The organism is Neptunomonas marina, from assembly GCF_004005935.1.
GTDB lineage: Bacteria > Pseudomonadota > Gammaproteobacteria > Pseudomonadales > Balneatricaceae > Neptunomonas > Neptunomonas marina.
Genome location: NZ_SACQ01000013.1, coordinates 1 through 21,360 on the forward strand (window position 1 = coordinate 1; position 21,360 = coordinate 21,360).

At 51.2% G+C, this 21,360-nt stretch carries 21 protein-coding genes; 12 read left to right on the forward strand and 9 right to left on the reverse strand.

Going from position 1 to position 21,360, the window contains the following annotated elements; genetic code table 11:
* Nucleotides 1–169 precede the first annotated feature (169 nt).
* The 3 genes from mobA to EOE65_RS17345 all read left to right on the forward strand — a co-directional run bounded on the left by mobA (nt 170) and on the right by EOE65_RS17345 (nt 2,583).
* Nucleotides 170–742, forward strand: a complete 573-nt coding sequence (gene mobA / locus EOE65_RS17335) for a molybdenum cofactor guanylyltransferase MobA (protein WP_127696084.1) — start codon at nt 170–172, stop codon at nt 740–742.
* A gap of 91 nt (nt 743–833) precedes the next feature.
* Nucleotides 834–1,826 (forward strand): GTP 3',8-cyclase MoaA, encoded by a 993-nt coding sequence (moaA, locus tag EOE65_RS17340; protein ID WP_127696086.1) that lies wholly within the window; start codon nt 834–836, stop codon nt 1,824–1,826.
* A 40-nt stretch (nt 1,827–1,866) separates the two neighbouring features.
* Complete coding sequence (locus EOE65_RS17345; RefSeq protein ID WP_127696088.1) at nt 1,867–2,583, forward strand: tRNA-uridine aminocarboxypropyltransferase; 717 nt, start codon at nt 1,867–1,869, stop codon at nt 2,581–2,583.
* Here the strand turns inward: EOE65_RS17345 and dtd are convergent.
* From dtd to typA, 3 genes are all read right to left on the reverse strand, one after another.
* A complete protein-coding gene (gene dtd / locus EOE65_RS17350; protein WP_127696090.1) occupies nt 2,549–2,998 on the reverse strand; it encodes a D-aminoacyl-tRNA deacylase in 450 nt (149 codons plus the stop codon). The two genes, EOE65_RS17345 and dtd, sit on opposite strands and share 35 nt — an antisense overlap.
* Nucleotides 2,999–3,009: 11 nt before the next feature.
* Nucleotides 3,010–3,960, reverse strand: coding sequence for a prolyl aminopeptidase (gene pip / locus EOE65_RS17355; protein WP_127696092.1), 951 nt, complete (start codon nt 3,958–3,960; stop codon nt 3,010–3,012).
* Nucleotides 3,961–4,078: 118 nt separating this feature from the next.
* A complete protein-coding gene (typA, locus tag EOE65_RS17360) occupies nt 4,079–5,905 on the reverse strand; it encodes a translational GTPase TypA (RefSeq protein ID WP_127696157.1) in 1,827 nt (608 codons plus the stop codon).
* Between the two features lie 467 nt (nt 5,906–6,372).
* On the opposite strand from typA, the gene glnA reads away from it, so the two are divergent.
* The 5 genes from glnA to EOE65_RS17385 all read left to right on the forward strand — a co-directional run bounded on the left by glnA (nt 6,373) and on the right by EOE65_RS17385 (nt 12,008).
* Nucleotides 6,373–7,779 (forward strand): glutamate--ammonia ligase, encoded by a 1,407-nt coding sequence (gene glnA, locus EOE65_RS17365; RefSeq protein WP_127696094.1) that lies wholly within the window; start codon nt 6,373–6,375, stop codon nt 7,777–7,779.
* 324 nt (nt 7,780–8,103) lie between these two features.
* Nucleotides 8,104–9,180 (forward strand): nitrogen regulation protein NR(II), encoded by a 1,077-nt coding sequence (gene glnL, locus EOE65_RS17370; protein ID WP_127696096.1) that lies wholly within the window; start codon nt 8,104–8,106, stop codon nt 9,178–9,180.
* Entirely contained in the window at nt 9,170–10,594 is a 1,425-nt protein-coding gene (gene ntrC / locus EOE65_RS17375) for a nitrogen regulation protein NR(I) (protein ID WP_127696098.1), read from the forward strand. Before glnL ends, ntrC begins: the two co-directional genes overlap by 11 nt.
* 56 nt (nt 10,595–10,650) lie before the next feature.
* A complete protein-coding gene (gene trmL / locus EOE65_RS17380; RefSeq protein ID WP_127696100.1) occupies nt 10,651–11,118 on the forward strand; it encodes a tRNA (uridine(34)/cytosine(34)/5-carboxymethylaminomethyluridine(34)-2'-O)-methyltransferase TrmL in 468 nt (155 codons plus the stop codon).
* Nucleotides 11,119–11,159: 41 nt separating this feature from the next.
* The gene (locus EOE65_RS17385) at nt 11,160–12,008 is read left to right on the forward strand and encodes a M14 family zinc carboxypeptidase (RefSeq protein WP_240657033.1); all 849 of its coding nucleotides are present in this window, start codon (nt 11,160–11,162) and stop codon (nt 12,006–12,008) included.
* A gap of 63 nt (nt 12,009–12,071) precedes the next feature.
* Here EOE65_RS17385 and secB read toward each other — a convergent pair whose 3' ends face one another.
* From secB to EOE65_RS17400, 3 genes are read right to left on the reverse strand one after another with little or no spacing between them, the layout of a single operon-like run.
* A complete protein-coding gene (gene secB, locus EOE65_RS17390; RefSeq protein ID WP_127696103.1) occupies nt 12,072–12,551 on the reverse strand; it encodes a protein-export chaperone SecB in 480 nt (159 codons plus the stop codon).
* A gap of 13 nt (nt 12,552–12,564) precedes the next feature.
* On the reverse strand, nt 12,565–12,819 hold the full coding sequence (gene grxC, locus EOE65_RS17395; RefSeq protein ID WP_127696105.1) for a glutaredoxin 3: 255 nt from the start codon (nt 12,817–12,819) through the stop codon (nt 12,565–12,567).
* A gap of 3 nt (nt 12,820–12,822) precedes the next feature.
* Nucleotides 12,823–13,242 (reverse strand): rhodanese-like domain-containing protein, encoded by a 420-nt coding sequence (locus tag EOE65_RS17400; protein WP_127696107.1) that lies wholly within the window; start codon nt 13,240–13,242, stop codon nt 12,823–12,825.
* A 180-nt stretch (nt 13,243–13,422) separates the two neighbouring features.
* On the opposite strand from EOE65_RS17400, the gene gpmI reads away from it, so the two are divergent.
* The 4 genes from gpmI to EOE65_RS17420 all read left to right on the forward strand — a co-directional run bounded on the left by gpmI (nt 13,423) and on the right by EOE65_RS17420 (nt 18,430).
* Nucleotides 13,423–14,964: a 2,3-bisphosphoglycerate-independent phosphoglycerate mutase gene (gpmI, locus tag EOE65_RS17405; protein ID WP_127696109.1), complete on the forward strand. Its 1,542-nt coding sequence runs from the start codon at nt 13,423–13,425 to the stop codon at nt 14,962–14,964.
* A gap of 37 nt (nt 14,965–15,001) precedes the next feature.
* Nucleotides 15,002–16,126, forward strand: a complete 1,125-nt coding sequence (locus EOE65_RS17410) for a murein hydrolase activator EnvC family protein (RefSeq protein ID WP_127696111.1) — start codon at nt 15,002–15,004, stop codon at nt 16,124–16,126.
* A 34-nt stretch (nt 16,127–16,160) separates the two neighbouring features.
* Entirely contained in the window at nt 16,161–17,456 is a 1,296-nt protein-coding gene (locus tag EOE65_RS17415) for a S41 family peptidase (RefSeq protein WP_127696113.1), read from the forward strand.
* Nucleotides 17,457–17,572: 116 nt separating this feature from the next.
* Entirely contained in the window at nt 17,573–18,430 is an 858-nt protein-coding gene (locus tag EOE65_RS17420) for a divergent polysaccharide deacetylase family protein (protein WP_127696115.1), read from the forward strand.
* Here EOE65_RS17420 and slmA read toward each other — a convergent pair.
* From slmA to EOE65_RS17435, 3 genes are read right to left on the reverse strand one after another with little or no spacing between them, the layout of a single operon-like run.
* Nucleotides 18,427–19,023, reverse strand: coding sequence for a nucleoid occlusion factor SlmA (slmA, locus tag EOE65_RS17425; protein WP_127696117.1), 597 nt, complete (start codon nt 19,021–19,023; stop codon nt 18,427–18,429). The two genes, EOE65_RS17420 and slmA, sit on opposite strands and share 4 nt — an antisense overlap.
* Before the next feature lie 3 nt (nt 19,024–19,026).
* The gene (argB, locus tag EOE65_RS17430) at nt 19,027–19,929 is read right to left on the reverse strand and encodes an acetylglutamate kinase (protein ID WP_127696119.1); all 903 of its coding nucleotides are present in this window, start codon (nt 19,927–19,929) and stop codon (nt 19,027–19,029) included.
* A gap of 36 nt (nt 19,930–19,965) precedes the next feature.
* Nucleotides 19,966–21,354, reverse strand: coding sequence for a phosphomannomutase/phosphoglucomutase (locus EOE65_RS17435; protein WP_127696121.1), 1,389 nt, complete (start codon nt 21,352–21,354; stop codon nt 19,966–19,968).
* Nucleotides 21,355–21,360 lie beyond the last annotated feature (6 nt).

A 21,360-nucleotide genomic window follows, 5' to 3' on the forward strand; every position in this document is an offset into this window, starting at 1 on the left:
TGGTAGTGTGGGGTTTCCCCATGTGAGAGTAGGACATCGCCAAGCTTTTAATTAGGAAGCCCTGATCGGTAACGGTCAGGGCTTTTTATATTGTCTAGAAAAAATAAAGTGGGTGTCAAAACGCTTAGTGTATAAACTGAGTGTGGTATTAGGGGCTTAAGGTAAATCGATGAAGCAGCGTCCGTTAACAGGTGTCATTCTTGCTGGAGGTATGGGGCTTAGAGTGGGTGGTGTTGATAAAGGGTTAATGGAACTCGACGGCGCACCTCTCGTTCAGTATGCAGTTGAGCTTATTAAGCCCTATGTAGATGCCACGGTCATAATTGCTAACCGCTCACTATCCGCCTATGAGCAGTTTGCGCACTTTGTTTACACAGACAAAGATGCCGGCTACGAGGGGCCTTTAGTGGCGATGGCAACCGCGCTTCAACACTCCACTACAGAGTGGAACCTATTTCTGCCTTGCGATACTCCTTACTTGTCTAATGCGATTATTGAGGCATTGATTGCTGCGTCCCACACTCATCTTGATGCCAATGTTGTTGTTGCTCATGATGAAGTACGTTTACAGCCGCTTGTTTGCCTAGTGCATAAGCGTACACTCCCCAGTTTAGAGCGCTTTCTCAGCGAAGGTGGCCGGAAGGTGGCCTCTTGGCAATTTAGCCAGAATTGTGAGGTTGTCCAAATCGTTGGGCAGCAAAGCGCATTTCGAAACCTCAATACTCCGGACGATTTCTGCTAAATCTATTGTCTAGTTACGATAATGTTTAGGAGTGGCTTTTTATCGTGTCTGGCGTACTATCAACAGGTCGATTGTTGGGATAGTTAGTACCATGTCAGAACCCCTTATAGATCCTTTTGGGCGCAAAATTACTTACGTTCGTATGTCTGTTACCGATCGATGTGACTTCCGTTGCGTGTACTGTATGGATGAGGTAATGACGTTTCTGCCAAAGGAGGAGGTGCTGTCGCTCGAAGAGATCTATTTTGTTGCCCAGGCTTTTACTGAGATGGGCGTGAACAAGATTAGGCTAACGGGAGGCGAGCCGCTTGTGAGGCGGGGTGTGGACGATCTGTTAGTTCAAATCGGGGCTTTACCCGGACTGGCTGACTTTTGCTTAACGACAAACGGTTCCCAGTTAGAGCGCTTTGCCGCCACTCTCTATCAAGCAGGTATGACTCGCTTGAATATCAGTCTTGATACACTGAATCCGTTATTATTCAAAGAGCTAACTCGTACCGGTAAGCTTGAGCAGGTGCTACGTGGGATTGATGCGGCGTGTCGGCATCCGTTCAAGCGCATGAAGTTAAATGCTGTGATCCTCAAAGGGCGTAACGACCACGAGGTGATTCCGTTGCTAGAATTCGCGATTGCGCGTGGCATCGATATATCCTTTATTGAAGAGATGCCGCTTGGACATATTAATGAGCATGACCGAGCAGCTACCTTCTGCTCCAGTGATGATGTTAGAGATATCATTGAACAAGCGTATCAATTGACGCCGTCGGACTACGTAACAGGCGGGCCATCCAAGTATTGGCAAGTAGCTGGCTCAGCTACCCGCGTAGGTTTTATTTCACCTCATAGTCACAACTTTTGTGGTGAGTGTAACCGAGTGCGTGTGACCGTTGAGGGGCGGTTACTGTTATGTCTTGGAAATGAAAACTCGGTCGATTTAAAAGCAGAGCTGCGTGAACGCCCCGGTGATATTGAACACTTGAAAAGGGTTATTCGTCAGGCGATCACCCGTAAGCCTGAAAAGCACCACTTCACGACGGATGGTGCAGTCGATATCGTTCGCTTTATGAATACAACCGGCGGTTGATTCGCTATTATGGCCGAAATTTTTCTGCTGATAGCTGATTGTGTTTGACCGTAACGCTCCCCGTAAACCCTTTGTTGCACGAGGCTCTCGTATTGAGCGTTGTGCTGATTGCTTTGTATCCAGCGACCTATGCTTGTGCGATGCAAAACCTAATATGAGTGCCCAAGCAACCTTTTGGCTGATGACCCACCATAACGAGGTTTATAAGCCAACTAACACGGGCAGGCTCGTTCTGGATGCCATTGCGGACAGTCAGCTTTTAACATGGTCCCGTACTGAACCTGATCCGCACTTTTTGGCGCTGTTACAAAATACGGCGTATCAGCCTTGTATCGTCTTTCCCGCTGGCGAAGGCTATGAAGATCGGATGGTGTCTGCTCAGCAGTTGGCAGCCAGTGGCAAGAAACCCGCGTTGATCTTACTCGATGGTACATGGCGTCAAGCAAGACGGATGTTTCGCTTGAGTCGCTATCTGGATGAGCTGCCGGCGATAGAGCCGCTACCTGGACGTGAGTCTCGTTATGATTTGCGCCAAGCTGCTGCCTCTCATCATCTCTCCACAGCAGAGGTTGCCGCTGCGGTTCTCGAGGACTTAGGTGACCGAGACAGCGCAGCGGCACTCAACGCCTATTTTGACCTTTTCAATGCTGCTTACTATGCATCGCGCAGACAATTAGATCTATCAGAAAAAATGGCTGCAGCACGCACAAAGCTTGCTGAGCTTAGCGCTCAGCGGATGCTTCAAGAAGAAAAGTAACTGGGCCATCATTCAGCAAACTGACTTTCATATCAGCGCCAAACTTGCCGGTGGCGACAGGGTCGTGACTTTTTTGCGCGGCTGCAACAAAGTAATCGTAGAGCTCTTGGCCTTTTTCCGGCGTTGCGCCGTTAGAAAAGCCGGGGCGTAGACCTTTAGCGGTATCCGCTACCAACGTGAACTGGGAGACAACCAGCAGGCCACCTCCCACTTGTTGTAGATTCAGGTTCATGCGTCCGGTGTCATCACCGAAAATACGGTAACCGAGAATTTTCTTTAACAGCTTATCGGCTTGTGCGGTAGTATCGTGCTTCTCGACACCGAGTAGCAGTAAAATGCCGTGGTCGATAGCACCAATGGTTTCCCCATCAACGACGACGCTGGCGTGTTTAACGCGTTGTATTAAGCCCTTCATTCGTTCTCCGTTTAAGCCTCCGTGGCGGCAAAAGCATCGGTAGCTCGTACTAAGTTATCTATGATGCCGGGTTCGAACACTGAATGTCCTGCATCCCGAACGATGTGCAGTTGCGAGTGCGGTAGCGCTTGATAGAGCGCGTATGCTTGTTCGACAGGGCAGACCATATCATAGCGACCATGCACAATGGTGATGGGAAGCCCGCTGATCTTATCGGCTTGCGTTAGGATCTGATTCTCACTGATAAAACAATGGTTAACGAAATAGTGTGTCTCTAGTCGAGCCATTGCTAGCGCAAGATGCGGATCAGAGTAGTGTGACATCGCATCTGGATTGGGTGCGAGCGTAGAGCAGCGTCCCTCCCATACAGACCAAGCCTTTGCGGCTGCCATACGTTGAAGTTCATTTTCCGAGGTGAGCCGCTGATGATAGGCGTGCAGTAAGTTGTGTTGCTCCCCTGCTGGAATAGGCGTGAGGAAGTCTTGCCAGTAGTCGGGGAATATGCGGCTTGCACCCTCTTGATATAGCCAGTGAATATCTTGCTGGCGCGCCAGAAAGACGCCTCTCAGGATCAGGCCCAAAGTTCGCCCGGTATGTGCTTGAGCATATAGAAGCGCTAACGTAGCGCCCCAAGAACCGCCAAATAGTAGCCACTCATCCACACCTAGGTGAGTGCGAATGTGTTCCATATCTTCGATTAGGTGTGCCGTTGTGTTCTCTTGCAGAGATGCATGTGGCTGTGAGCGCCCGCAGCCGCGCTGATCAAACAAAATGATGCGGTACTTCTCTGGGTTAAAGAAGCTACGCAGGTCGCCGTTAGTTGAGCCGCCGGGGCCGCCATGTACAAACAGTACAGGTAAGCCCTCTGCATTACCGCTCTCTTCAACGTACAGGGTGTGTTCTCCACCCACTTCGAGTGCATGTGTTTTATATGGCTGAATTGCAGGGTATAGCGGGCGCATGGTGTGTCTTCCTTTTCCTAAGTACAGCTAAAGTATAGGGTGCAGCGAAGGTCAGGCGCTATGTCTAGACGTAAAAAAAGCGGCCCATTGGCCGCTTTCTCATACTCTCTTGTGCGTATTATTTTGCAGCACGTGAGGCGCGCTTACGCTCGTTCTCAGTGAGGAGCTTCTTACGCAAACGGATATGGTTTGGCGTTACTTCAACGAGCTCATCATCTTCAATGAAGTCGAGGGCTTGCTCTAGTGTAAAGCGAATCGGCGGCGTCAACTGAATGTTTTCGTCAGTACCAGACGCACGCACGTTAGTTAGCTGCTTACCCTTAATTGGATTAACGGCTAGGTCGTTGCTACGGCTGTGGATACCCAGAATCATGCCTTCGTAGACTTCGATGTTCGGGCCAATACATAGACGGCCACGCTCTTGCAAGTTGAAGAGTGAGTAGCCCAATGCTTTACCTGTGACCATGGATACCAATACACCGTTGTTACGGAAAACAACTTCGCCTTCTTTCACTGGACCGTAGTGGTCGAAAACGGATGTCATGATACCGGTACCTGAAGTCATCGTCAGGAACTGGCTACGGAAACCGATCAAACCACGTGATGGAATCAGGAATGTCAGGCGGATACGGCCGGAGGAATCAACCTCCATGTTAGTCATATCACCTTTGCGCTTACCTAGCTCTTCGATGATCGCACCTTGGTGCTCCTCTTCCACGTCGATCATTACGACTTCGTACGGCTCGTGGATTTCACCATCAACTTCACGTTGGATAACTTCTGGACGAGAAACACCCAGCTCGAAACCTTCGCGACGCATGGTTTCGATCAATACTGACAAGTGCAGCTCACCACGACCCGATACGCGGAATTTCTCAGGAGAGTCTCCCTCTTCAACGCGCAGTGCAACGTTGTGGATCAGCTCACGGTCAAGGCGGTCCTTGATGTTACGACTGGTAACAAACTTGCCATCTTGCCCAGCAAATGGAGAGTCATTCACCTGGAACGTCATCGATACGGTTGGCTCATCAACAGACAGCGCAGGCAGTGCTTCAACAGCATCTGCATCACACAACGTATCGGAGATGTTTAGCTCATCGATACCGGTTACACAGATGATGTCACCAGCGCGTGCAGAGTCCACATCAACACGCTCAAGGCCTAAATAACCCATGATCTTTTGGATACGGCCGCTGCGGATGTTGCCTTCACTATCGATGATTTTAACCGGGTGATTGAGGTTCGCTTTACCGCGCTTCACACGGCCCACACCGATAACACCAACATAGCTGTTGTAGTCCAGTGCAGATACTTGCATCTGGAATGGGCCATCAACGTCAACGTCAGGGTGACTTACGTGATCAACAATCGCTTCGAACAGCGGCGTCATATCTTCGGCCATGTCTTCATGATCAGTACCAGCGATACCGTTCAGTGCAGAGGCATAGATAACAGGGAAGTCGAGTTGCTCATCGCTAGCGCCAAGCGAGTCGAAAAGGTCGAAAACTTTATCGATGGCAGCATCTGGGTTCGCGCCTGGACGGTCTACCTTGTTCACCACAACGATAGGGCGTAGGCCTTGGTCGAACGCTTTCTGGGTTACGAAGCGTGTTTGTGGCATTGGACCATCGACGGCATCTACCAATAGCAGTACGCAGTCAACCATAGAAAGAACGCGCTCTACCTCACCACCGAAGTCAGCGTGTCCCGGTGTGTCTACGATATTGATATGGTAACCGTTCCACTCGATCGCCGTATTCTTCGCAAGAATAGTAATTCCGCGCTCTTTCTCTTGGTCGTTGGAGTCCATGATGCGCTCAGAGCCTTCATCGCGGCGGCCGAGAGTACCGGACTGTTGGAGAAGCTTATCAACCAGCGTCGTTTTGCCGTGGTCAACGTGCGCGATAATAGCGATGTTTCGCAAGTTAGCGATATTGTCGATCATAAATAGTGTTCTGACTTTTCTTTTGCAGGTTACCCGTGCATCACTGACCTTCAATGGTGCACAGCGTGTTTTGCGGTAGGGTTTAAGATGCGCCGCATTATAGCGGATCATTGCCTCACAAGCCCAGCGGTCTGTTCATTTCATCACCAATTTATTGCGTCTTTGTGTCAGAACGAGAATCAATACTTAGCGACTTAGACCTTGTATTGAGAAGTTATTTGTTTGCGCTTGGAGTATCATGCCAAAGTGTGCCCCGCAAATGAGCGCTTAATGCACTTTTTTGGTGCGCGTTATAGCTTTTAAGCATCGTTTTGGTGCGATGTTTTGAGTGTGCTCGTTGTAAGTGTTTGATTTAGCGTTGCTTTAGAGTTGGCACAGTGGTTGCTAATAGACTATTAACGTTTAAATCACAGATTTCAGGACCGTCTTGAACGTGTCTGACAAATACGAAAAGTGGAGATAGCGAAATGTCAGAGATCACTCTGAAGTTAATCGAAGAGAACGATGTTAAGTGGGTTGATATGCGATTCACTGACACGAAAGGTAAAGAGCAGCACGTTACTATCCCTGTTCATCAGATGGGTGACGACTTCTTTGAAGAAGGTAAAATGTTCGACGGTTCTTCTATCGCTGGATGGAAAGGCATCAACGAGTCTGACATGATCCTGCTTCCAGACGACAGCGCATCTGTTCTAGACCCGTTCGCTGAAGAGTCTACTGTTATTGTTCGCTGTGACATCGTTGAGCCAGCGACTGGCCAAGGTTACGAGCGTGACCCACGTTCTGTAGCGAAGCGCGCAGAAGAGTACCTGAAGTCTACAGGTATTGCTGATACAGCGATGTTCGGTCCAGAGCCAGAATTCTTCGTATTCGACGAAGTACATTTCCACAACGACATGAGCGGCTGCGGCTTCTCTGTGTCTTCAGAAGAAGCGGCATGGTCCTCTAACCACAAGTTTGAAGGCGGTAACACAGGTCACCGTCCACGTGTTAAAGGCGGTTACTTCCCAGTACCACCAGTTGACTCTCTACACGATCTGCGTGGCAACATGTGTAACGCGATGACTGCGATGGGCTTGGATGTAGAAGTACACCACCACGAAGTAGCGACAGCGGGCCAGTGTGAGATCGGTGCTGGTGCAAACACGTTGGTTAACAAGGCTGACGAAGTTCAAGTACTGAAATACTGTGTACACAACGTTGCACACGCATATGGTAAAACTGCGACATTCATGCCTAAACCAATCGTTGGTGACAACGGTTCTGGTATGCACGTTCACCAGTCACTATCTAAAGATGGTGTTAACCTGTTCTCTGGTGATGCATACGCAGGTATGTCAGAGATGGCGCTTTACTACATCGGCGGTATCATCAAGCACGCTAAAGCACTTAACGCTCTGACTAACCCAGGTACAAACTCTTACAAGCGTTTGATCCCAGGTTTCGAAGCGCCAGTTATGCTAGCTTACTCTGCGCGTAACCGTTCGGCTTCTATCCGTATCCCTTACGTAACGAACCCTAAAGCTCGTCGTATTGAGACACGCTTCCCTGATCCAATTGCTAACCCATACCTGTGCTTCGCGGCATTGATGATGGCGGGTCTAGACGGTATCCAGAACAAGATCCACCCTGGTGATGCTGCAGATAAAGATCTGTACGACCTGCCACCAGAAGAAGCGGCTGAAATCCCACAAGTCGCTGCGTCTCTAGAAGAAGCGCTGGCTGCGCTGGATGCAGACCGTGAATTCTTGACGAAAGGCGGTGTATTCACTGACGACATGATCGATGCATACATTGCATTGAAGCAAGAAGAGTCTGACAAAGTGAACCAAACGACTCACCCAGTTGAGTACGACCTGTACTACTCTGTATAAGCGTTGCTAATAGAAAAAGCCTCCTTCGGGAGGCTTTTTTGTTTCCCGCAGATAGCGGCCCGTAACAGCAGTTTTTATTATGTGCACTATAATGGTGCATATAGGTTGCGTGAGCGATATTGGTGCGCTTCGGTGCGGTGTTTGAGCGCACCGTGCGCTGCAAAGGTTCGTATTTTGGGCGCTTGGAGGAGCTGCATGAGTTGGCTTCTTTTTTGCAGTTACTTTCAGATAGGCGCTATTGCATAGATGCTGCTGTTGCTTAGAGAACCTGCGACGGTGAGCGGCCTGAAATTATTCAGTCAAACAGTGAGTAAGAGAATACGTATGTTGACGTCTACGATGACTAAGCAACTACTCGATAATCAAGCAAGCAGTGTGATCTTGCTCGATAGTTCGCTCAGTATTCAGTACATGAACTCCTCGGCTGAAATGTTGCTAGCAGCCACATTGCGGCGTATGCAGAGCGCATCGATCACCGACTGGATCGCGCTCAACCCTGCTGAGTTGGACGCTATGCAGGCGACGCTCGAGAGCGGTCATGCCTACACACGACGAGAAGCCGAAATCATCAGTTCTGCGGGCGATACTCTTACAGTGGATTACAGCGTTAGTTGCATTCACGAGCACGGTCAGCCGTTTCTCTTGGTTGAACTGCAAGCACGCGATCGTTTACGCCGTATTGAGCAAGAGAAAGAGATGCTCATGCGCCATGAAACGACGCGTAACCTTGTTCGTGGTATGGCGCATGAAATCAAAAATCCTTTGGGTGGGATTCGCGGCGCTGCACAGCTGCTAGAAGCGGAGTTAGATGATCCTGAACTGCATGAATACACACAGGTGATCATCGAAGAAGCAGATCGCTTACGTAACCTAGTTGATCGCCTTTTGGGCTCGCATAAAATCGCGCAGCGCCAACCATTGAATGTGCACTCGGTGTTGGAGCGCGTCTGCACAATTGTGAAGGCGGAAGTCACCGGGCAGGTCATAATTGAGCGTGACTATGACCCCAGTATTCCTGAGCTGCTTGGCGATAATGAGCAGCTCATACAGGCTGTTTTAAATGTTGTGCGCAACGCAGTGCAGGCGATGCTGGAAAATGATATCCCTGCACCTGTGCTAAAGCTGCGCACGCGTACACGCCGCCAAGTGACGCTCAGTGCAGAATCGCATCGTTTGGTGTGCTGTATAGAGATCATTGATAACGGCCCTGGCATCCCGGAGGAGATGGTTAAGAACATCTTCTTCCCGATGATCAGTGGCCGCGCTGAAGGGACAGGGCTCGGCTTATCCATCGCACAATCGATCATCAGCCAGCATCACGGCTTAATCGAGTGTCATAGTGAACCGGGCCACACCTGCTTTACGCTACTTATTCCTCTGGAGAGAAACGATGAAAACTAACGGAAATGTTTGGATTGTCGATGACGACCGCTCGATTCGCTGGGTGCTGGATCGTGCCCTCTCTAAAAGTGGTGTGCAGGTCAATGCATTTGAAACGGCTGATGCGGTGATCAAGCAGCTTGAAACCCAAGTGCCCGATGCCATTGTGAGTGATATTCGTATGCCGGGCACTGATGGGTTAGCGATGCTCGAGCAGTTGCACACCTCACACCCTGATCTACCCATCATCATCATGACGGCGCATTCAGATCTGGATAGTGCCGTCGCCTCCTACCAAGGCGGCGCATTTGAGTATCTACCTAAGCCGTTTGATGTGGACGAAGCTGTGAGTCTTGTGCAGCGCGCCGTCGAGCATGCCCATGAAAAACGCAGCAATGCCGCAGCTGAGGACACACTCGATAACGCCGAAATTATTGGTGAAGCGCCCGCGATGCAGGAGGTTTTTCGTGCGATTGGGCGGTTATCGCAATCTAATATTACAGTGCTCATTAATGGCGAGTCAGGAACGGGTAAAGAACTTGTCGCGCACGCTTTGCACCGCCATAGCCCGCGGGCACAAGCCCCTTTCATTCCGCTGAATATGGCCGCGATTCCAAAAGACCTGATTGAATCTGAGTTATTTGGTCATGAAAAAGGTGCTTTTACCGGCGCAACCGCAGCGCGCCGAGGCCGTTTTGAGCAGGCGGATGGTGGCACGCTGTTTCTTGATGAGATCGGTGATATGCCTGCGGATACACAAACGCGCTTATTACGCGTATTAGCCGATGGCGAGTTCTACCGTGTGGGTGGGCACACCCCAGTGAAGGTGGATGTGCGTATCATTGCAGCCACCCATCAAGATTTAGAGGGGCTGGTAACAAGCGGGCGTTTTCGGGAAGACCTTTTCCATCGCTTAAACGTAATCCGCATTCACATCCCTAAATTGGCTGATCGCAAAGAGGATATTCCTAAACTGGCACGCCACTTCCTGATGCGCTCTGCCGAAGAGTTGGATGTTGAGCCTAAGGTGCTGCGCCCAGAAACCGAAGCCTATATGAAAGGGCTGGCGTGGCCTGGCAATGTGCGTCAGCTTGAGAATACATGCCGTTGGCTGACTGTGATGGCATCGGGGCGCGAAGTGCTTATTGCGGATATGCCACTGGAGCTCTCCGAGCAGCAGGCGGCAGGTGATACCACCACGGGAAATTGGGAGCAGTCCTTGCGCAACTGGGCAGAACAGCAATTAGCGACCGGCGGGAGCGGGTTGTTGGAAACTGCTGTACCCGCTTTCGAGCGCATCATGATTGAAGCGGCGCTCAAACATACTGGTGGCCGTCGCCGTGATGCTTCCGAACTACTCGGTTGGGGGCGTAATACCTTAACTCGGAAGATTAAGGAACTCGATTTAGTCTTTGATAGCCCTGATGATGAGTGAATTTCGGCGCGTAATCTTTATACTATCGCCTGTTTCTAAAAACGCGCAGGTGGTTAATGTTAAACGTTGTTCTATATGAGCCCGAGATCCCGCCCAATACTGGGAATATCATTCGGCTGTGTGCCAACACCGGTTTCAATCTGCACTTGGTTGAGCCGTTAGGCTTTGATATCGATGATAAGAAACTGCGCCGTGCGGGGTTGGACTATCATGAGTTTGCTAACCTGCAAGTCCATGCATCATTGGACGCTTGCCTTGCGCAACTTCAACCTGAGCATGTTTGGGCACTGACCACCAAGGGCACGGTGTACCACTCTGATGTGGTATTTAAGCCCGGCGATGTCCTGCTGTTCGGGCCAGAAACACGGGGTTTACCAGCGGATGTGCGTAATAGTTTGCCCGCGGAGCAGCGCGTGAAGTTGCCGATGGGGGCGCAAAGCCGCAGCCTTAATTTATCTAACGCCTGCGCCATCGTGGTTTATGAGGCGTGGCGACAGCTTGGTTACGAAGGCTCGGTCGACTAGTGTTTTGTTCATCGATAGGCCGCCGACTCGCAGTTGCCGCATTGCTGACACTAACTTGGCAGCCCCTCTATGCTGACAATACCGTTGCGGGGGTTTGTGCTGCGGTTGGTAAGAAGCTCTCGAGCGTTAGTGAGAAAGAGTGCTTGGCGCTTGGTTTTGCTCAGCCGCGGTTTTTCTCGGTGAATGGTCGAGCGATGCTTGAGAAGCGCTTTTTGGCAGAAGAGTCAGACGCGCCGCGTGTACTATTTATTGGCGGTATTCACGGCGATGAGTACTCTAGCGTGAGTGTCACGTTCAAATGGCTGAATACAATTTCGGCACACCATAGTGGCCGCTACGACTGGCTCTTTTTTCCATTGGTGAATCCAGATGGGTTGCTGCGCAAAAAATCGACCCGCGTCAATGCGCATAATGTTGATCTCAATCGCAACTTTGAGCCTGCCAAGGGCTTTCCCAACGCTTTAAAACATTGGAAAACCCGTGCGAAAAAGCGCGCCCGTTACTACCCAGGTGAAACGCCTCTGAGTGAGCCTGAAACGCAGATGTTGTTCCAGCTTATTGAGGAGTATCACCCTGATGTGATCGTGTCGGTGCATGCACCGCATGGCATTCTCGATTTTGATGGTGCAAGTGTGAAGCCGCCGCGCCGATTGGGCCCTCTTTACCTGCGCCAACTTGGTACGTATCCCGGCTCGCTTGGTAACTACGCGTGGTTTACCAAAAAGATACCGGTTATGACGATCGAACTACCCTATGCGGGCATCATGCCTAAGCCCAAAGATATTGATCGAATGTGGAATGATTTGGTGCGTTGGGTGGATAGAAAAGTGAAACCGAGTGCAGCAACACTTGCCGCAAGGTCAAAGCAAAAACCCACTGGGCTTGAGTAGTGATGTGATCGAGCAATAAAAAAACGGAGCCTAGGCTCCGTTTTTTTATTGGCACAGTGAGGCTTAGTGTTGCTCGCTCGCTTGTGCTTGCTGCTGCGCTAATTGCTGCGCATACAATGCGTCGAAGTTTACTGGCGCTAGCATCAGTGGAGGGAAGCTTGCTTTAGTCACCAGCGAATCAACGGCTTCACGTGCGTATGGGAACAGTAGGTTAGGGCAGAACGCGCCTAGTGTGTGACCCATCTCTTGCTCGTTCATGCCGGCAACATGGAAGATACCTGCTTGCTGTACTTCAACCAAGAACGCTGTTTCGTCTTCGTTTTTCACTGTGACTGTTAGCGTCAGAACAACGTCGTAGTGCTCTGGGCTCAGTTGAGTGGTGCGCGTGTTCATCTCCAGATTCACTTCTGGTGACCACTGCTTAGTGAAAACCTGTGGGCTGTTTGGCGACTCAAAAGAGACATCTTTTACGTAGATGCGCTGGATTGAGAATTGTGGGCCTTGTGGCTGCTCTGCTGCAGCTGCCTGATCATTTTCAGCCATTGCTGTTGTGTCCTTATTCTTGGTTCAAAAGGTTATCAAGTTTACCGGCGCGTTCTAGCGCAAAGAGGTCGTCGCATCCACCGACGTGAGTCTCTCCGATAAAAATCTGGGGTACCGTGTGGATACCTGCTCGCTCGATCATTTGCGCGCGAATATCAGGTTTGCCATCCACATTGATCTCTTCAAACTGCACACCCTTGTGCTGCAGCAGCTGTTTAGCACGCATGCAGAACGGGCAGTAGTCTGAGCTGTAGATTATCGTCTTCATCCTTTACGCCTTCTTTACGATTGGCAAGTTCTGGCCTTTCCACTCTGTGATGCCGCCTTGTAGGCGCATGACATTTTCAAAGCCAGCAGCTTTTAGCATCTTAGTAGCGCTGCCCGCAGTTTGGCCGATATTGCACACGACTACAACGGGACGTGCTTTGAACTTCTCCAGCTCAGATACGCGGCGTTGCAGGTCTGCCAGCGGGATGTGCTTCGAGGCTGTAATGTGGCCTGTATCCCACTCTTTCTTCGTGCGTACATCAACGATGACGGCGTCTTGTTTGTTGATTAGCTGAGTTGCGATGGCGGGCGAAACGGATTTTCCTGCCTTTTGGCTCTCATTCCACAGCAGCAGAGCGAGGGTGAGCACCCATGCGGCAATGAGCATAAAGTGATTAGTCGCGAATTCAATAAACTGTTCCATTGTGATTCCTAAAGTCTGCCGCGGAGCTGGCATCGTTAAACTCGAGCGCAGATTATACAATGCTCGTGCGCTGTGCATAAGGGGAGCACTGGCTCGCACTGGTGTGAAATTAGCCAATGTGAGTGATTATCAGTAAAATGGCGGCCTTCCTTTAGCGAGCTATGAGCAGGTTTTATTTCTATGAGTAACGTGCGTATCCCAAAAGCGCTGATTATCTTGGACGGCTTTGGTATTGAGTCTACAGTTTCTTCCGCGATTGAAGCGGCGAATACGCCAACATGGGATGCGCTGCTAGCGAATAACCCCACAGCTCGTATCGCAACCTCGGGCCTTGCTGTCGGCCTGCCAGAGGGACAGATGGGCAACTCAGAAGTTGGCCATATGAACATTGGTGCAGGCCGCATCGTTTATCAGAATCTATCGCGCATTGGTAAAGCGATTGAAGAGGGTTCGTTTTACGAGAACGCGGCGCTGGTGGCCGCAATGGATAAGGCGATCGCCACTGACAACGCGGTGCATGTGATGGGCTTACTGTCACCCGGCGGTGTACACAGCCACGAGGAGCATATGTTTGCGCTGATCCGTATGGCAGCGAAGCGCGGCGCTAAGCAGGTGTATCTGCACGCGATTTTAGATGGCCGAGACATGCCACCTCGCTCGGCTGAACCCTCACTAGCGAAAGCACAAGCACTTTTTGAAGAGCTTGGTCTGGGCGGTATCGCAACGGTTGTTGGACGTTACTATGCGATGGACCGAGATCAGCGCTGGGATCGAGTCCAGCAGGCCTATGATGCTATGACGCAGGGTATTGCTCCGCATTCGGCAGCGTCTGGCACCGCAGCACTGGCAGCGGCTTATGAGCGCGACGAAAACGACGAGTTCGTACCCGCAACTACGATTGATGGTGTTGATGGCCGCGTACGTGATGGTGATGCGGTGATCTTCGCCAATTTCCGTCCAGACCGTGCCCGCGAGATCACACAAGCCTTCGTAGCAGATCAAAACTTTGATGGCTTTGAGCGTGCGGTTGTACCAGCACTAGCGGACTACGTGATGATGACAGAGTACTCTGCAGACATGCCGGCCTCTTGCGCGTATCCGCCGCAAACCATCAGCAATGATTTAGGTGAGTTTGTTTCGGCGCAGGGTAAAACCCAGTTACGTATCTCGGAAACAGAGAAGTACGCCCACGTTACCTTCTTCTTTAACGGCGGCCAAGAAGCTGTGTACGAGGGCGAAGAGCGTATCTTAGTGCCATCTCCAGCGGTTGCGACTTATGATTTGCAGCCTGAGATGAGTGCGCCAGAGCTAACAGACAAGCTCGTTGATGCAATCAAAAGCGGCAAATATGACCTGATCGTGTGCAACTATCCAAATGGCGATATGGTGGGTCACACTGGCGTATTTGATGCGGCCGTTAAAGCAGTGGAAGCTGTTGATCAAAGTGTTGCGCGCGTACTTGAGGCGATGGCTGAAGTGGGTGGTGAGACGCTGATCACGGCAGATCACGGTAATGTTGAGATGATGCGCGACCCGAAAACGGAGCAGCCGCATACTGCGCACACCACCTTCCCAGTCGCGCTGATTTATGATGGTCCACGCAAGGCGACATTGACGTTGGATGACGGTGCGCTATGTGACCTTGCGCCAACGTTACTGCACCTGATGGAGCTGCCGCAGCCGCAAGAGATGACGGGCAAAAACCTTGCTAAGACGCAATAATCGTGTCCGATGGCCGCGTACGCGGCCTTTTTTTTCGGTGTGTTTTCTCGCGGCGCTGTTATGTGTTGGCGAGCCTGTTAGCGCGGCGAGCAAAGAGCAAGCGACCCAAGCCCAGCTAGCTACGCTGAAAAAGAGTATCCGCAGCGCCCAAGCGCGTCTAAAGAAAGACCGTTCCGCTCTCAGCAAAGAGGCTGCTGCACTGAAATCGCTTGAAGCACGTATCGGAGATACGGGCAAAGCGGTCTATCGGTTGAACCAAAAACTAGCGGGCTTGCGGGGTAACTTAACGGGCTACGAAGCGGACAAGGCGCGTATCGAGAAAAACCTCGCACTTGGCCAAGCTGCGTTACACGAGGCGATACGTGAGCAATATAAGCGCGGCCAGCAACCTCGTTTATTGATGCTACTGAACCAGCGTGATCCTGACGAGTTGTCGCGTATGATGAAGTACTACGACTACTTCAACAGCGCCCAGCAACAGCAGTTGCTAGAGTACCGCAAGATGCTCACTGCCTTAGAGCAAACCAACGCGAATATTGACTCCACACAAGCTGCGATTGTGGCGGAGCGGGATGCGTTACAGTCCAAGCTTGCAGAGCAAGAGCAACAGCGCAAAGCGCGTAAACAAGCGCTTGCAGCATTGCGTAAAAAAGTAGGGCAAGGTAAAACCAAGGTTGCGCAGCTGAAAAAAGATCAAAAGCAGTTGGAAAAACTGCTAGTTGAGATCGAAAAGTCGGTGTCGCTGGCTAAGCTGTCAGTGAACAACCAAGCCTTCAAATCTCTGAAGGGTAAATTGAAAGCGCCAGTCTCTGGTCGAGTCAAACGCCGTTTCGGCTCGCTAGATCAAGGGATTCGCTATGATGGTGTGATGTTTGGTGCAGCGTTAGGTGCATCGGTCTCAGCTGTGCACCATGGGCGGGTGGTGTTTTCTGACGCGTTACGCGGTTATGGCTTGGTGACGATTATCGATCATGGTGATGGCTACCACACGCTGTATGGACACAATGACTCACTGTTAAAGTCACAAGGTGATTGGGTAGAGCAGGGCGAAACCATCGCAACTGTCGGATTTAGCGGCGGTAATTCGGAACCTGGACTCTACTTCGCAATCCGATATAAGGGTAAAGCGACCGACCCGCAACGTTGGTTGGCGCGCAAATAATTGAGGCTCACGCCTCTTAGAAAGGGTTTTCTGTATGAGGAATGCAATTAAGTTAGCCGGTGTTGCGCTGGGTTTGAGTTTAAGCGCCTTTTCCATGGCTGATGAAGCGCCGACCTCTGAGCAAGAGGCGAAGACGCTTCCGCTTGAAGAGCTGCGTCGTTTCAGTGAGGTGTTTGATCGCATAAAGAGCGCTTATGTTGAGCCGGTTGATGATGCGAAGGTTTTGGAGGATGCCATTCGCGGCATGATCGCTGGGTTGGACCCACACTCCACCTACCTCGAGCCAAAGGCCTTTGAAGAGTTGCAGGTACATACGTCTGGCGAGTTTGGCGGCGTTGGAATCGAAATTACGATGGATGATGGCTTTATCCGCGTTATTGCCCCGATTGATGATACGCCTGCTACGAAAGCGGGCATCAAAGCTGGAGATATCGTCACACGTATCGATGGCGACTCGGTGAAAAGCATGAGCTTGGATGAGTCGATCAGCAAAATGCGCGGTAAAGCGGGATCGGAAGTTGTGCTGACGATTTTACGTGACGGTGAGGACAAGCCGCTTGAGATTACCGTGGTGCGTGATGTGATTCAGGTCACCAGCGTTAAGCAGCGAATGTTAAATGAAGACTACGGCTATATTCGTATCACCCAGTTCCAAGCGAAGACTGGCCAAGATCTCGAAAAAGCACTCGAAAAATTACAAGCGTCAAACGAGCTGAAAGGCTTAGTGCTTGATCTGCGCAATAACCCTGGTGGCGTGCTGCAGGCAGCGGTTAGCGTCGTTGATGCGTTTATTGATGACGGTAAGATTGTTTATACCGAGGGGCGCTTACCGACCTCTGATGTTGAGTTTAATGCAACACAAGAGACGTTGGTTCCTGATGTCCCAGTGGTTGTTTTGATCAACAGCGGCTCAGCATCCGCTTCCGAGATTGTTGCTGGCGCGCTGCAAGATCATAAACGCGCCATCATTATGGGCACGGGGAGTTTTGGTAAAGGTTCGGTCCAGACGATTCTGCCACTTACCGACAAGCGAGCGCTTAAGTTAACCACTGCGCGTTATTTTACCCCGAGCGGTCGCTCCATTCAGGCCGATGGCATTCAGCCTGATGTTGTGGTGGAAAATGCAGAGCTCAAACGCGTGAAGGGCCGAACTCTGATCAAAGAGAAGGACCTTACAGGCCATTTAACCAATGGCGACGAAGATGCGAAAGCTGCGGAACAAGCTGCCGTGGCTGAGGCAGCCCAAAATCTAGCGCAACGTGATTACCAACTTTATGAGGCGCTGAATCTTTTGAAGGCGCTCTCTATCATCGGTAGCGTACAAAAGTAACTGGATGCTTTTGCTCGTCGAGAAGGCCCGTCATTGATGGGCCTTTTCTTTATCGCTTCTCTGCGTTGTTGGCGATATTTAATGCCCAGCGTCAGGCAAGCTAAGTACTTGGATGTATGAATACAGTTTATAAACTTGCATGTGTTGTGTCGTTATTGCTGTCTGCTACCTTGAGTTACGCAGCATCACCGCCATGGCCACCACGAATCGTCATTATCATTGATGATATTGGGAACAGCTATCATCAGGGCGCTGCGGCAATAGCACTTCCGGGGCCTGTTACCTATGCTGTGCTGCCGTTTTCGGCACATGGTAAAGCACTGGCTAACATGGCTTTTGCGCACGACAAAGAAATTATGCTGCATGCGCCGATGGCAAATACGTTGCGAAAGCCGCTAGGCCCTGGCGGATTAACCGAGCGCCAGACCGAGCAGCAGCTAAAGCAAACGCTCCGCGATAATTTAGACTGGGTGCCGCATGTGGTGGGCTTTAACAACCATATGGGGAGCTTACTCACCCAGAAAAAGGCACCGATGGCATGGTTGATGGACGTTGCAAAAGAGCGCGGTATCTATTTTGTTGATAGCCGTACAACGCCAACCAGTGTTGCCTTAAGTGCAGCAAGAGCTGCACGCGTGCCAGCACTCACGCGGGATATTTTTTTAGATCATGAACGGTCTGAGCAGTTTATGCAGGCGCAGTTTGACCGTGCGATACGCATTGCGCGTAAGTTTGGTAAAGCGGTAGTGATCGGCCACCCTTACCCCTCAACCACTCGGTTCCTCGCACAGGCGATACCGCAGCTTGATGAGCTAGGTATTCAATTGGTTTCTGTTTCAGCCTTGTTGATGATTCAGCGTGAGGCAACGCAGCGATCGGATATGGCGCTTAAAAAGGCCACAAAAAAGCCCGCTGAGCCGGTCGCTCAGCAGGCTTGTTATTTATGGGATGGAACACCCTGCCCAACGAATTAAGCGGGACGAAAGATACCGCTCGCCAAGCGTTGCCATTGGTCTGCCCAGTTGTCAGTGGGTTTACGTTGAAACTCACTCCGGACAAACTGGCGAATGCGTCCCTCTGTGCAGCTGAGCATCAAGTTTGCCGAAATGCCCGCTGTGGTTTCGGTGCGCAGACCCTCACGTAGTTCCGCTTCGCGCAGTACCTGTTTAAGTTGCGTTTCTAAGCGTTCAAAGAGCTGGTGGATGCGGCCGCGCAAACGGTCAGTCTCGCCAGCAAGGGCGTCGCCAGTCAAAATACGCGCCATCCCCGGATTACGCTCAACGAAGGCCAGCAAAAGCGTGAGTATCTGCTCACATTGGCGCACAGCCGGCGTATCGGATCCCGTAATCATGGTCACGCGGGAAAAGATCGTCTCTTCGATAAAGGTGATCAGGCCTTCAAACATCCGCGCTTTGCTAGGAAAGTGCCGATACAGTGCTGCTTCGGAAACACCGACTTCACGCGCCAGAGCCGCGGTGGTAATGCGCTGCCCTGGGTTAACTTCTAACATCTGCGCCAACGATTGCAGAATCTGCTCGCGGCGGGAGAGTTGTGTTGCGTCGTTCATGGCTTATAACGTGTTATTCGTGATCAGAGTACCGACACCTTCATCGGTGAAGATCTCGAGCAAACAGGAGTGCTCAACTCGGCCATCGATAATGTGAGCGCTAACCACACCACTTTTCACCGCGCTCAGTGCGCAGCCTATCTTCGGCAGCATACCACCGTGGATGGTGCCATCTTCGATCAGGCCATCGACTTGCTCAGTGGATAAACCGGTCAGGACATTCCCCTCTTTATCGAGCAGGCCGGCAATGTTGGTCAGTAGAATCAGTTTCTCAGCTTGTAGCGTTTCCGCTACTTTGCCAGCCACGAGATCTGCGTTGATGTTGTACGATGCACCATCTGGACCGACGCCGATCGGCGCGATCACGGGGATGAAGTCAGAGTCTTCAAGCATACGCAGCACAGACTTATTCACCTTCTCAACTTCGCCAACATGGCCAATGTCGATAATTTCCGGCGCTTCCATCTCTGGACGCTTGTGTTTAACGCGCAGTTTGCGAGCTTCCAGCAGGTGACCATCTTTACCTGTCAGACCGATCGCCTTGCCGCCATTGCTGTTGATCAGGCCAACGATCTCTTTGTTCACCATGCCGCCAAGTACCATCTCCACTACATCCATGGTTTTTGAGTCGGTGACTCGCATACCATTGATAAAGTGCGATTCGATCTTAAGCTGCTCAAGTAGGTCGCCGATCTGTGGACCGCCACCATGCACGACCACTGGGTTTAGGCCGATCAGCTTCATCATAACGATGTCGCGGGCAAAGCTGTTCTTGAGGTTGTCATCCGTCATGGCGTTGCCGCCATACTTGATCACGATGGTCTTACCAGCGAAGCGCTGGATATAAGGAACAGCTTCGCTTAAGACCTCGGCAGTGGTCATCGCTTGCTTGCGGTTTAAAGGCATGGTTCTGGTTACTCCTAAGTATTTTCGGTCGTTATCCTATTCGTGCGGGATAACAAGCGTCTTATCAATGGCGAACAAGTACTGTTGGAACGTGTCGCGAATTCGGTTGAGAGCCTCTTCCGTGGCCGCTTCAAAACGTAACACGAGTACCGGCGTGGTGTTGGAAGCGCGCACTAACCCCCAGCCATCCGCGTAGTCAACGCGTACGCCATCAATCAGGCTGACGTCACCGTCGGGATAGCTCTGCTGCTGCATCTGCTCGACGATGGTAAATTTGTTGTCATCGCGCACATCGATATTGATCTCTGGTGTGCTGATGTCTTCTGGGTAGGCCGCAAAAATAGTATCTAAGCAGGTATCACGTAGAGACAGAATCTCTAGCAGGCGTGCCGCGCTGTAGATGCCATCGTCAAAGCCAAACCAGCGTTCTTTAAAGAAGATATGACCGCTCATCTCGCCCGCGAGCAATGCGCCTGTTGCTTTCATCTTACGCTTAATAAGTGAGTGGCCTGTTTTCCAAACGGTTGGCTTGCCCCCGGCTTGGCGGATCGCTTCACCTAATAGGCGTGAACACTTCACGTCATAGATGATTTCAGCCCCTGGGTTACGCTGCAGAATATCTTCGGCAAAGAGCATCATGATGCGGTCGGGGTAGATGATGCTACCATTTGGCGTCACAACACCAACCCGGTCACCGTCGCCATCGAAGGCTAAGCCAACATCAGCTTGGTGCTCTTTAACGGCAGCGATACAATCGATCAGGTTCTTAGGCTTGCCCGGATCGGGGTGGTGGTTGGGGAAGTTGCCATCCACATCGCAGTAGAGCGGAATTACTTCACAGCCGAGCTGTTCGAGTAGCTGCGGCGCCACATCACCGGCGATGCCATTACCGCTATCGACCACCACTTTCAATGGACGCTTGAGTGTGACATCTTCGGCAACGCGCTTACGATAAGCCGGACGGATATCTTGCTGTGTTAAGCTGCCGTTGCCTTCGGTGTAGTCGCTTTCAAGAATGCGGCGCTTCAGCGCTTGGATCTCTTCGTTTGCGAGAGTGTTACCCGCAATCATCATCTTAAAGCCGTTGTAGTTGCTCGGGTTATGGCTACCCGTGATCATGACACCGGTTTGGTCTTTGGTGTGGTTGGCAGCAAAGTAAAGCAGGGGAGTGGCAACAAAGCCAACATCAACGACATCAACCCCGCCATCGCGCAAACCTTCGATCAGTGTATCCTTGAGCTCAGGGCTACTCAGGCGGCCATCCGCTCCAACCACAACGGTTTGTGTCTCCTGAGCGAGGGCTTGTGCCGCAAACGCACGCCCTAAATGATAAACGACGGGAGTAGTGAGAGCTTCGCCGACGATACCGCGGATATCATAAGCGCGGAAGATATCTTCGTTGAGCTGATCGATTGTGTAAGACATGGTTAC